The following is an 11,821-nucleotide window of genomic DNA, read 5'->3' on the forward strand; positions in this document are numbered from 1 at the left end:
ATAGAAACCGGTCGGGGAGAAGCGATGAAGAAGGACGTCGCCTTCCTCGATCGTCATCAGCCGGTCTTTCCACGCCTGCGGAATGGGGCTTTCCTGGGTGAGAAGCGGACGGGTCCCGTATTGAAAGGCGATCGCGCCGAGTTCGGGATTGTCGATCCAGTGATTCCAGTCGCGCAGATACCATACGCCGCCGGCCATGATGATCGGCGTGGTATCGGGGATACCCCCTTCACGCATGGTTTCGCGCAGCGCCTTCACACGCGGATACGGATCTTCCGGCTTCAGCGGATCTTCGGCGTTCGACAGGCCATTATGGCCGCCGGCCAGCCACGGATCCTCATACACGACGGCGCCAAGCAGATCGGCGACCTTGGAATAGGCCCGCTTCCAAAGCGCGCGGAAAGCGCGGCCGGAGGAAACGATGGGCAGATAATTCACATTGTACGAGGCAGCGATCTCGCTGAGCTTGTAGGGCATGCCAGCGCCGCAAGTAACACCGGCGACCAGCCCGCGGGTGCGTTCAAGCACGCCCTGAAGCACGCGCTGCGCACCGCCCATTTCCCAGAGCACGTTGATGTTGATGGCGCCTTTTCCGCCAGCAATTTCCCAGGCACGCTGAACCTGCTGAACCGCCCCTTCGATGGCGTAGGCGATAAGCTCCTCATGCCGCTCCCGCCGGGTCAGCGCATGATACACCTGCGGCACAATCTTGCCTTCCGCATCATAGCTATCGGCATTTACCGCGCTGACCGTACCAATACCGCCAGCAGCAGCCCACGCGCCAGCCGATGCGTGGTTCGTTGCGGCAACCCCTTTTCCGCCCTCCACCAGCGGCCAGACTTCGCGGCCGTTGTAGACGATGGGCTGCAGCCCCTTGAACACGGCAGATGCCACGACTTTGCTTTACCTCCAATGAGACGGATAAGGCGCCCTAGCGAGAAAGGTTGCGTGGCGCGAGAAAATTACGTGGATCAAGAAAGCGCGCCCGGCCGTCCCATGGCCTCTTCATACAGCGCTGCGTAGCGCTTGATCATTCGACGCTCGTCATATTCAGCCTGTGCCTTGCGCCGATTTGCCTCGCCGACACTGCGGCGAAGCTCAGGATTGGCGATCAAGGCCTGCATCGCGTCCCGCAGGCGAACCTCGCCGTGATATTCTGTGATGAAGGGCGCATTTTCAGCCGAGACCATCGCCGGAATATCTCCGACGGGAGGTGCGACGATCGGTAGGCCCGCAGCCATTCCCTCCACAACCGAGATAGGGAACTGCTCTGACCGGGAGGACAAAGCGAGCATGTCGAAATGGCCGAGAAAGCGATAGGGCCGGTCAAGGAAGCCGGGCAACACCAATTGGTCCTCGATCCCCATCGCCAGCGCCGCCTGCTCGATTGCAGCGCGTTCCGGCCCTTCTCCGACGATCACTAGGCGAAAGCGTGAGGACAGCCCGCCCGCGGCACGCACCAGCGCCGGCAGATCCTTGACCGCCCGCAATCCGGCCACCGTGCCAATCACGGTTTCCTTGGGTTTGCGCACGAAGCCGGGAATGCCCTTGGGATCGGGCTTGCCGGCGTACAGACCCGTCGCGATGCCGTTGATGATGCGGTGAACTTTCGCGCGCGGCTGCTTCCACGTCTCCAGCGCGATGCGCTCCAGCGAGGTGGAGGGCACGGCAAGGCCATGCGCCGCGCTGAGCGCCAGGCGACGGTAGAGGTTGCGCTCACGCTTCAAACCGCCGGCCTCATCCTCGTTGAAGCCGTCTTCGTGATGCACCACCGGCGGGACGCCGCGGCCAAATACACGGCGCGCCATCACGCCATCGATGGCGCCCCAATTATACGTCAGTACGAGATCAAAGCGGCGCATGTAGCGTGCCAGAGCATCGTAGCGCGCCACCGACGGACGGCCCTGCAGCGGTGGCGGGTTCTGCGCGATCTCGTACTTCACGCCCTTGTCGATCCGCTCGCGCGCGCCGTAGCGCCCCTCCATGCCCGACACGATCGTGTGGCGTGCGCGGTCGCCAAAGGCGTTCATCAGCCGCGTGGCGCGCGCCTCCTTTCCCCCCAGATCGAAGGTGGAATGAAGGTGAAGGATGTTGAGGGGCTGAGGCATCAGATCAACGCTTCGGCTGGCACATGTTGCGGCGCTGGCACCACAAGGGGGCCGGGCGAAAGTTCACGAAGATGGCGCGTATAAAGATTGTTTGCAGGGGGCGAAATTCGGAGGCTGGCGAGCGGCTCGATCATGGGATGCCCATGACACAGATGGGGTAGCGTAGGACAGGGGTGGCGTAGGATGGGGTGGCGCTGCACGCGCGGGTGCCCCAATCCTCAAGGCCGGATCGCGTCCTTGGGGATATGGGTGATCCGGCAGGCGAGATCCGCCTCGCCGCTGGCCACGATCCAGTGATCGCCGGCATCGACGATCCCGGTCGTGAAGACCACATTGTCGAGGTACATCTGATCCTTGAGCGGCTCGGTGAGCGCCGGATTGGGCTCAAGCAGCGGCTGGTGCTGGGTGGCGATCGCACGCCAGGGTTCGTCGCGATCGAGCAGCGTCCAATAGGTGCGGTAGATACCGACCACGCCGGATGGCTCGACGCCGTGCCACAAGGTCAGCCAGCCATCATCGGTAAGCACGGGCTGCGCCCCCCCGCCCATCCGCGCGGTCGCCACGGTAGCGGCGTGGGGGCGGATGCCGGGATGGTCGCTGGGTTTCCAATGAAGCGCATCGGGCGAAGAGGCGAGGTTGATCGAAGGTCCTGCCCGCCATTCACTGTCGGGCGGATAGGCAAAGTAGAGGTCGCCAAGCGGGCGGGTCTGCGCCCAGTATTTGCCGCCGATCAGCCCTTCGAAAATCAGCATGTCCTTGTTCTGATGATCGAGAACAACGCCCTCCAGCGTCCAGTCCAGCGCATCCGCACTGGTGTAGAGCGTGGTGGAATGACGCTCCGGACTGACCGAGCAGCTGGTCATCAGGAAGCGATCGTTCACTCGGCTGATGCGGGCGTCCTCCACACCGTAATTCTGGTAGCTGGCGCGCGGGGCGATGGCCTTGTCATAGTGGACGGCCTCGATCCGGCGGCCTTCGGGATCGAGCTCCACCGGCAGAAGCCACGACAGCGAGGTAAGCGCCATCACCTTCCAGCCGCCGCCGCGCATCAGGAATTTGCGGGGATCGGCCGTATCGACCAGCTGAAGCGGCCATGGATCAAGGCGGTAGGCGCCATCGTCCCAGCGGATCGCGCGCACGTGTCCGTCCCGAATGGGCGTGCGCAGCGCCTCCGCGATCCGCACCATCAGGAGGAGGTTGCCATTGGGAAGGCGGGTCATCCCCGGGTTGAAGGCGCCGAGGACAAAGGTTTCCTCATCGATATGCCCGGCGAGCGGCGAACGGGACAGATCGACATGGTTCGGCGTGAAGACCAGATGGTCGAGAGGGAAGGTCATTCCTGATCCTGCATCCGGGGGGAGATCGTGACCTGCTGCACCACGGTGCGACGCGGCTGGGTCAGCAGGTAGTGAACGCCAACGGCGATATCCTCGGCACGGAGCATCTCTTCCTTGCCGATCCGCTCCGCCTGCTCCTCGCTGGTGCCCTTCACCATGTCGCTGCCCGTCAGGCCGGGCTCGACGAGGGACACGCGAATGCCCTTGGTGCCAAGCTCCCGCCGGAGAGCGATGGCAAAACCCTGAATACCGTATTTGATCCCGGCGTAGACGGTGGAGCCCGGTCCCAGGACATAGGCGCTCATCGAGCCGACAAGGACAATGTCACCCTTCCCCTTGGCGTCTTCGCCATAGGCGCCCATCGCCTTGGTCGCGGCCTGAGCGGACAGCAAGTAAGCGGTGAAATTACTGCCGATGGTGTAGCGAAGGTCGGCTTCGCTCATCTCCGCCAGACCTTCCGCGCCGCGCGCGGCGTTGATCACCGCCACGTCCAGGCCGCCGAGGTAAGCGGTGGCGGCTTCGAACAGCCGATCGACGTTGCTTTCCTCCGCGAGATCGATCGAGATGCCGTCGCCCTCCCCTACCTCTCGGATGCGGACGAGCGCGTCTTGCAGATGCTGCTCGTCCCGACCGCAGATGAAGACCCGGGCGCCCTCGCTGGCCAGCAACACGGCGATGGCACGGCCGATGCCGGTCGTGCCGCCCGTCACCAGGACGCGGCGGCCGGCAAGCGGCGTGACGGCGGTATGCGCGTCTGATCGATCGGTCATGCAGGCTCCTTAGGCGCGGACATCGGCGCGGGAGCCTTCTTGACGCCTCAGGTGCTTGCCGGTTCCACCGCGGCCCTGGCGAGCCATCGATCGATGGCGCCCTGTACGCCCGGCTCGCCGAGCGTCGGGGCATGGCCGATGCCGGGCAGCGTGATCAGCTCCGCCTGAGGCAAGAGCTCGACCATCCGCTCGGCGACGGCGGCGGGCAGCATGTCGGATCGGCCGCCGCGCACCACCAGCACCGGCGCGCTGCCCAAAGCCGCAAGCGCGCGCCACATGTCGGGGCCCGCCGCGCTTCCGGGAACGCGAAACGGCTCTGCGATCTTGAGGTCGTAATCGATCACGACCCGCCCGGCATTGTTGAGCCGGTAGAGGCGCTTCGCCATCGCCAGCCATTCCTCCACGCCCCAATCGGGATAAATCTCCCCATGCGTTTCCTGGATGGCGCGGGCGGCATGCATCCACGTGGGCCAGGTGCTGGAGCGACCGACATAGCCGCGCACGCGCGCCAGGCCGGCAGGATCGATTTCCGGCCCCACATCGTTGAACAAGACGCCGCCGATGCGACCGGGCATCATGCCCGCCATCAGCATGATGACGGTGCCGCCGAGCGAGGTGCCAACGGCGATGAAGCGGTCAATCTTCTGTTCCGCCAGCAAAGCCGCCAAGTCCTGCGCATAAGTGAGCGGAACATAGCTCATCGGATCCCGGGCATAGGCGCTTTCGCCGCGGCCGCGCAGGTCCACGGCGAGCACCCGATGACGGCCCGCAAGGCGGCGCGCGAAGACGTCATAGTCTCTGGCGTTGCGCGTGAGACCGGGCAGGCAGATGATCGGCAAACCGCCGGCGTCGCGGGAATAATCACGCGCGTGGAGGCGCAGACCATCGTTGGACCACCAGTAAAGATCTTCCCAGGCGGTCATGCTTGCACCTTTGCTCACCCTGCGCCCATATCCACTCATGCCCTTCGACCCGCAAGCGTACCGACCCGAGACGACCATCCTTTCGCTGGGCGACGCCTTCTACGACGTGGTCGAGGCGGCCAGCTTTCCGGAACGGATCATCCGTTTCCGCAACGACCGGGCGGCGGCGGGGATCGGCCTGGGCGGCATGGACGACGCAGCCTGGGCGGAACATTTCGGCCGCTTTCGGCCGCTTCCCGGCTCCCTGCCCCAACCATTGGCCCTGCGCTATCACGGCCATCAGTTCCGCGCCTACAATCCCGATATCGGCGACGGGCGCGGCTTTACCTTTGCCCAGCTTCGCGACCGCGAAGGGCGGCTGATGGACCTGGGCACCAAGGGGTCTGGACAGACGCCCTGGAGCCGCTTCGGTGACGGGCGACTGACGCTGAAGGGAGGCGTGCGCGAGGTTCTGGCGACGGAAATGCTGGAGGCGCTGAACGTGCGCACCTCGCGCAGCCTGTCGCTGATCGAAACGGGCGAGGCGCTGCAGCGCGAGGACGAGCCGTCCCCCACCCGCGCTGCCGTGCTGGTGCGGCTGAGCCACAGCCACATCCGCGTCGGCACGTTCCAGCGGCTCGCCTATGAACAGGATGCGGCGGCGATGCGCCGGCTGGTCGGATATGTGCTGGCGAACCTGTACGAGCGGGACAGCGACGATCCAATCGCGCTGCTCGAGCTGGTGATTGCCGAGACCGCCCGCCTCGCCGCCTCCTATATGGCGGCGGGGTTCGTCCATGGCGTGCTGAACACCGACAATATCAACATCACCGGCGAAAGCTTCGACTATGGTCCTTGGCGGTTCACGCCCACATGGGAGCCGGGGTTCACAGCCGCTTATTTCGACCACAATGGCCTATATGCCTTTGGTCGCCAGCCCGAGGCGATCCACTGGAGCGTGATGCAGCTGGCCGCATCGCTGCGCCTGCTGGCGGAGGCGGACCCGCTGATCGCGGCGCTGGAAGGGTTCGCGCCCGCCTATCAGGCGGCGATCACCCAGGCCCTGCTGTGGCGGCTGGGCCGGAGCCCCACATCGCCGGACGCCGACCGGGCGCTGGTGCAAGCGACGGAGCGCGCGTTGCGCGAAAGCGGCATGAGCATCGACCGGTTCTTCTTCGACGCGTTCGCCCAGCCACTGCCACCAAGCTATGGCCCGGAATGGGACGAGGCACGCGCGCTGCTCGACACTGCGCCGGTGCGCAGCGGCCGATCGCACGGTTATTGGGCCGGCACGCCCTGTTCGCTGCTGATCGAGGAGGTCGAGGCGATCTGGTCAGCGATCCGGGACAAGGACGACTGGTCGCCGTTTCACACCAAGATTGGAGCAATTCGCGCGATGGGCGAGGCGCTTCGCTGAACTTGTTTCGCCCGGCTGAATTCCCGTAAGGCCGGATCAACGCTTATTGAGGGCAGTACGTGACCGAGATCATCTCCTTCGAGCCCGCAACCGGCGCCGAACTGTGGCGCGGGGCGATCGGAGACGTGGATGCCGAAGTCGCCGCGGCACGCGCGGGCTGGGCCACCTGGGCGGCGCGCCCCCTCACCTTTCGCATCGAAACGATGCGGCGGTTCGCCAATGTCGTGCGATCGCGCCAGGACGATTTCGCCAATGTGATCGCGCGCGAAACGGGCAAGCCGCTGTGGGAGGCCCGAACGGAGGTCGACACCGTCATCGGCAAGGTGGACATTTCGGTGTCCGCCTATGCCGACCGGACGGCGCAGCGGCGGCTGGACGCGCCGATGGGATCGCGCATGGCGCTGCGCCACAAGCCGCACGGCGTGCTGGCGGTGCTTGGCCCCTATAACTTCCCGGCGCATCTGCCGAACGGGCATATCGTCCCTGCGCTGATCGCGGGCAATGCGGTGGTGTTCAAGCCATCGGAGAAGACGCCGGCGACTGGCGTCTTCCTGGTCGACTGCTATCGCGCCGCCGGCGTGCCGGAGGATTGCATCCGCCTGGTGATCGGTGGGCCGGACGAGGGTCGCACGCTGGCGGCACATGACGGAATCGACGGGCTGCTCTTCACCGGATCCGCCCGAACGGGGATCGCGCTGAACCGCGCCTTCGCCGAGAAGCCGGAAAAGATCCTGGCGCTGGAGATGGGCGGCAACAATCCGATCGTGGTGTGGGAAACGCCCGATCTCTACGCTGCGGCGATCATCATCATCCAATCCGCGTTCACCACGGCCGGCCAGCGCTGCACGGCGGCGCGGCGGCTGATCGTCGACGAAAAGCTGTACGCGCCGCTGATGGAGCAACTGAACGGCCTGCTCGATCGCCTGATCGTAGGCGCGCCGCACGACGACCCCGCGCCTTTCATGGGGCCGGTGATCGACAATGAAGCCGCCGACCAGCTGACCGAAAGCTTTCTTGCACTGCTGATGCGCGGCGGGCGGCCGATCCGCCATCTGGAACGGGTGACGCCGGACCGGCCATTCCTGCTGCCGGGCATGATCGACATGACGGGCGCGAGCGAGAGGCCGGACATGGAGCTGTTCGGGCCGATCCTCCAGGTGGTGCGCACCGACACCTTCGAGGAGGCGATCGCGGAGGCGAACAACACGCGATACGGCCTGTCCGCATCGCTGATCAGCCAGACGCCAGCGCGCTATGACCAGTTCTGGGCCGGTGCGCGCGCGGGCATCGTCAACTGGAACCGCCCGACCAACGGTGCCTCCTCCTCGGCGCCGTTCGGCGGGATCGGCTGGTCGGGCAATCATCGCCCCAGCGCTTATTATGCGGCGGATTATTGCGCCTATCCGGTGGTGTCGAACGAAGCGGACGCCGCGCGCGCCTCGATCGGGATTGGCCTGCGCAACGCCTGATCGGCGGGGGATGCGGCCGAGCCAAGCTTCAGATGATCTGACGTCCTAGCGTCGATGAGGGAGCTCTCGACGATGAGGGGGCGGATCGACGCCTTCAGGAAACTTCCGCTGCCCCCTCGCGGTTGTGCGAACATGCGAACGCTGGTTCCCGCCCTTGCCCTGAGCCTTGCGCTGGTCGCCTGCTCATCCGAGCCGGACACGCCGAACGCGGCTGATCCGCCCGCCGCGACGCAGGATGTGCCGGAGGCAGACCCGAGGCCTTCGCCCCTGGCGACGCCAACACCCTCCGCGGCGCCGACGCCATTGCCAAGCGCGGAACAGCCCGCGACCGGAACATCGCTCTCATCGCCGCCGCCGCCGGGCAAGACGCTTGCCCTTGAGGGGCTGGGCACGCTGCGCATCGGCGCCGCCGTGCCGCGAGGCGGAAGCTGGGCCGAGCGCGGCGCGCAGATCGATGGCGATTGCCGCACGGTCAGCTCGCCCAGCTACCCCGGCGTCTACGCGATCGTCAGCGGCGGCAAGGTGCGCCGGATCACCGTTGGCGAGCGATCGGACGTGCGGCTGATCGAGGGCATCGGCGTCGGCGCCAGCGAACGCGAGGTGAAGCGCGCCTTCGCCGGTTTCCGCGAGGCGCCGCACGAATATGAGGGCGCCCCCGCCAAATATCTGACTGCCCCCAATGCGCGGCGCGGCGAACCGGCGCTCCGCTTCGAGATCGGGCAGGATCGCAAGGTCAGCCTGATCCATGTCGGCACCATGCCGGTGCTCGGCTATGTCGAAGGGTGCGCCTGAGCATCATCGCCGCTCCTGCCCAATGGTGTCGAGCGAGGTCGAGGATGCGCCGCGAGCGATGCGGTCGGGCTTGCCCCTCGGCTTCGCCCGGGACGAACGGCTTGGGCGTGATCGGTTGGGCTTGTCCTCGTTCTCGCCTGCGCTGAACGGGATATGCGCGATCGGCATAGCTATCCTACGGCATCGTCAAGCATCGCTCGGTTGATGCCGGGGGGCTGGCACGCCATCTTCCCGATCATGGCGAGCCTTCTCGATCCCGACGCGCGTGGCCGCGTCATCCTTGTTGGCGCCGGACCGGGCGATCCCGGGCTGCTGACCGTTCGCGCTGTGGAAGCATTGAAGGCCGCGGACGTGATCGTCCATGACGGCCTGATCGATCCGCGAGTGCTCGACATCGCGTCGGCCCAGGCGCATCGTATCTCGGTCGCCAAGCGGCGCGCGCGCCATACTCTGCCGCAGGAGGCGATCAACGCATTGATCGTGGCGCATGTGCGCGCGGGCAGCGTGGTGGTGCGGCTGAAGGGCGGCGACCCGTTCATTTTCGGGCGCGGCGGCGAGGAAGTGGAAGCGGTGCGTGCCGCCGGCCTGCCCGTCGAGGTAATTCCCGGCGTTTCCGCGGCGCTCGGCTGCGCGGCGGAGGCAATGCTGCCGCTGACCCACCGTGATCACTCCAGCGCGGTCAGCTTCGTCGCCGGCCAGTGCAAGGGGCTGACGGAGCAGGATTGGTCCGGCCTTGCTGGCCAGGGCCGCACCTTGGTGATCTACATGGGCGTCGCCACGGCGGACGCGATTGCCGACAAGCTGATGGCTGATGGCGTGGCGCCGGACATGCCAGTGGCGGTGCTGGAAAAGGGCACCTGCCCCGGCCATCGCGCGCTGAAGACGCTGCTGGCCGACCTTGGCGCGATGGTGACGCGCGAGAAGGTGGCGAGCCCGGCGATCATCGTCGTGGGCGAAGTGGTCGAACTGTCGGACGCAGAGGACAAATTGGTGGCCTGGGCACGGGCGGCGGAGAGCATGAACGGATGAGATTGCTGACGGGAAATGATCTGGTGACGGGCGATGTCACATGGTGGACGGGCGAAGGCTGGTCCCGCCATGTGGAGGATGCCGCCGACGTGGGCGATCGCGGCGAGGCGATCGCCAAGGCGGAGGAAGGCGCACGCCGGGTCAACGTGCCCTATGTGATCGATGCGGTCGCCACGCCCGAGGGGCCACGGCCGGCGCACATCAAGGATCGCATCCGCGCGCTTGGCCCCACGGTTCGCCCGGATCTGACGCTGAAGCCGGCTGATCCCGACGCGGGAAGCTGGGTGATTTGAATTTCGATCTCGCCCCCGGAAGGGCGAGAGCCAGGAAGACACGATGTATCAGTATGACCAATATGACCAGTCGATGGTTGACGCCCGGGTCGAGGAATTTCGCGACCAGGTGAAGCGGCGGCTGTGCGGCCAGATGACCGAGGACCAGTTCAAGCCGCTGCGGCTGATGAACGGCCTCTACCTGCAGCTTCATGCGTACATGCTGCGCGTGGCGGTGCCCTATGGCACGCTGAGCAGCAGGCAGATGCGCATGCTGGGCCATGTCGCGCGCAAGTACGACCGCGGCTATGGCCATTTCACCACCCGCCAGAACCTCCAGTTCAACTGGATCAAGCTGGAGGATGCGCCCGACATCCTCGCCGAGCTGGCGACGGTGGAGATGCACGCCATCCAGACCAGCGGCAATTGCATCCGCAACATCTCGTCAGACCAGTTCGCCGGCGCGGCCGCCGATGAAGTGACAGACCCGCGCCCCTGGGCCGAGCTGATGCGGCAGTGGAGCACGTTCCACCCCGAGTTCACCTATCTGCCGCGCAAGTTCAAGATCGCCGTCATCGCGGCGCCGGAGGATCGCGCGGCGATGCGGCTGCACGATATCGGCATCGAGCTCCTGAAGAAGGACGGCGTGCTCGGCGCCAAGATCTTCGTGGGCGGCGGCATGGGCCGCACCCCGATGATCGCGCACGAGATCCGCGACTTCGTGACGGCGGACGAGCTGCTGAGCTATCTGGAGGCGTGCCTGCGCGTCTACAATCGCTATGGCCGGCGCGACAATATCTACAAGGCGCGGATCAAGATCCTGCTGCACGAACTGGGGCCGGATGAATATCGCCGCCAGGTCGAGGAAGAATTCGCCCATGTGAAGACGCTGGGCATCGATCCGCCGGTGGCCGAGCTGGAGCGGATCAGCGCCTTCTTCGCGCCCCCGCCGTTCGAGACCGGGCTGAGCGACCAGGTGGATCGCAGCGATCCCGACTTCGCCATCTGGCTGGACCAGAATGTGAAGGCGCACAAGCAGCCGGGCTATGCCATCGTCAACATCTCGCTGAAGCCGGTTGGCGGCATCCCGGGCGATGCCTCGGCCGACCAAATCGACGTGATGGCGGATCTGGGCGAGCGTTACTCGTTTGACGAGCTGCGCGTGACCCATGCGCAGAACATCGTGCTGCCGCACGTTCGCAAGGCCGATCTATATGCGATCTGGCAGAAGCTGACCGAGGCGGGGCTGGCCGAGGCGAACCTCGACCTCATCAGCGACATCATCGCCTGCCCCGGCCTCGATTATTGCAGCCTGGCCAATGCGCGCTCGATCCCGCTCGCGCAGAAGATCGCGGAACGCTTCAAGGACCTCGATCGTCAGCGCGACCTGGGCGAGCTGAAGCTCAAGATCTCGGGCTGCATCAACGCGTGCGGCCATCATCATGCCGGGCACATCGGCATTCTGGGCGTCGATAAGAAGGGCAAGGAAAATTACCAGCTCTCGCTCGGCGGATCGGGTGCGGAGGACGTCAGCCTCGCCAAGATCACCGGCCCGGGATTTGACGAGGACGGCGTGGTGGACGCGATCGAGCGCGTGACCGACCGGTACGTGGCCGTGCGCGAGCCGGGCGAGCGGTTTCTCGACACCTATCGCCGGGTCGGCTTCGATACGTTCAAGGAGGCGATCTATGGGTGAGCGCGCGCCCACCCACGCCAGCCACACGC

11 protein-coding genes are annotated in these 11,821 nt (G+C 65.8%); 6 read left to right on the forward strand and 5 right to left on the reverse strand.

Annotation, left to right across the window (positions count from 1 at the left end):
• The 5 genes from AX702_RS04055 to AX702_RS04075 all read right to left on the reverse strand — a co-directional run.
• A partial coding sequence (locus tag AX702_RS04055) for an NAD(P)H-dependent flavin oxidoreductase (RefSeq protein WP_197420490.1) occupies positions 1-882 on the reverse strand: 882 nt, incomplete at its 3' end.
• Positions 883-971: 89 nt separating this feature from the next.
• On the reverse strand, positions 972-2,108 hold the full coding sequence (locus AX702_RS04060; protein WP_066776481.1) for a glycosyltransferase family 4 protein: 1,137 nt from the start codon (positions 2,106-2,108) through the stop codon (positions 972-974).
• Positions 2,109-2,326: 218 nt separating this feature from the next.
• On the reverse strand, positions 2,327-3,445 hold the full coding sequence (locus AX702_RS04065) for a glycosidase (RefSeq protein WP_066776484.1): 1,119 nt from the start codon (positions 3,443-3,445) through the stop codon (positions 2,327-2,329).
• Positions 3,442-4,215, reverse strand: coding sequence for an SDR family oxidoreductase (locus AX702_RS04070; protein WP_066776487.1), 774 nt, complete (start codon positions 4,213-4,215; stop codon positions 3,442-3,444). Before AX702_RS04070 ends, AX702_RS04065 begins: the two co-directional genes overlap by 4 nt.
• 47 nt (positions 4,216-4,262) lie before the next feature.
• Entirely contained in the window at positions 4,263-5,138 is an 876-nt protein-coding gene (locus AX702_RS04075; RefSeq protein WP_066776490.1) for an alpha/beta fold hydrolase, read from the reverse strand.
• Between the two features lie 37 nt (positions 5,139-5,175).
• Between AX702_RS04075 and AX702_RS04080 the strand changes: the two genes are divergently transcribed.
• From AX702_RS04080 to AX702_RS04110, 6 genes are all read left to right on the forward strand, one after another.
• Positions 5,176-6,534 carry a protein adenylyltransferase SelO family protein gene (locus AX702_RS04080; RefSeq protein WP_066776506.1) on the forward strand — a complete coding sequence of 453 codons (1,359 nt, stop codon included), beginning with the start codon at positions 5,176-5,178 and terminating at the stop codon, positions 6,532-6,534.
• 59 nt (positions 6,535-6,593) lie between these two features.
• Positions 6,594-8,003, forward strand: a complete 1,410-nt coding sequence (astD, locus tag AX702_RS04085) for a succinylglutamate-semialdehyde dehydrogenase (protein WP_066776493.1) — start codon at positions 6,594-6,596, stop codon at positions 8,001-8,003.
• 132 nt (positions 8,004-8,135) lie between these two features.
• Positions 8,136-8,795 carry a hypothetical protein gene (locus tag AX702_RS04090; protein WP_066776496.1) on the forward strand — a complete coding sequence of 220 codons (660 nt, stop codon included), beginning with the start codon at positions 8,136-8,138 and terminating at the stop codon, positions 8,793-8,795.
• A 237-nt stretch (positions 8,796-9,032) separates the two neighbouring features.
• Positions 9,033-9,824, forward strand: a complete 792-nt coding sequence (cobA, locus tag AX702_RS04100) for a uroporphyrinogen-III C-methyltransferase (RefSeq protein WP_066776508.1) — start codon at positions 9,033-9,035, stop codon at positions 9,822-9,824.
• Positions 9,821-10,117, forward strand: a complete 297-nt coding sequence (locus AX702_RS04105) for a DUF2849 domain-containing protein (RefSeq protein ID WP_066776501.1) — start codon at positions 9,821-9,823, stop codon at positions 10,115-10,117. The genes cobA and AX702_RS04105 overlap by 4 nt, the downstream gene beginning before the upstream one ends.
• A gap of 43 nt (positions 10,118-10,160) precedes the next feature.
• Positions 10,161-11,792, forward strand: a complete 1,632-nt coding sequence (locus AX702_RS04110; protein ID WP_066776503.1) for a nitrite/sulfite reductase — start codon at positions 10,161-10,163, stop codon at positions 11,790-11,792.
• Positions 11,793-11,821: the final 29 nt, after the last annotated feature.

Origin of the sequence: Sphingomonas sp. CCH5-D11, assembly GCF_001557395.1 — a bacterium.
Taxonomy (GTDB): Bacteria; Pseudomonadota; Alphaproteobacteria; order Sphingomonadales; family Sphingomonadaceae; genus Sphingomonas.

What these genes read in the sequence shown, in the direction of transcription:
- AX702_RS04070 (WP_066776487.1), bottom strand. Translation starts at nt 4,215, where the DNA reads ATGACCGATCGATCAGACGCGCATACCGCCGTCACGCCGCTTGCCGGC.
- AX702_RS04090 (WP_066776496.1), top strand. Translation starts at nt 8,136, where the DNA reads ATGCGAACGCTGGTTCCCGCCCTTGCCCTGAGCCTTGCGCTGGTCGCC.
- AX702_RS04110 (WP_066776503.1), top strand. Translation starts at nt 10,161, where the DNA reads ATGTATCAGTATGACCAATATGACCAGTCGATGGTTGACGCCCGGGTC.
- AX702_RS04060 (WP_066776481.1), bottom strand. Translation starts at nt 2,108, where the DNA reads ATGCCTCAGCCCCTCAACATCCTTCACCTTCATTCCACCTTCGATCTG.
- cobA (WP_066776508.1), top strand. Translation starts at nt 9,033, where the DNA reads ATGGCGAGCCTTCTCGATCCCGACGCGCGTGGCCGCGTCATCCTTGTT.
- AX702_RS04075 (WP_066776490.1), bottom strand. Translation starts at nt 5,138, where the DNA reads ATGACCGCCTGGGAAGATCTTTACTGGTGGTCCAACGATGGTCTGCGC.
- AX702_RS04065 (WP_066776484.1), bottom strand. Translation starts at nt 3,445, where the DNA reads ATGACCTTCCCTCTCGACCATCTGGTCTTCACGCCGAACCATGTCGAT.
- AX702_RS04105 (WP_066776501.1), top strand. Translation starts at nt 9,821, where the DNA reads ATGAGATTGCTGACGGGAAATGATCTGGTGACGGGCGATGTCACATGG.
- AX702_RS04080 (WP_066776506.1), top strand. Translation starts at nt 5,176, where the DNA reads ATGCCCTTCGACCCGCAAGCGTACCGACCCGAGACGACCATCCTTTCG.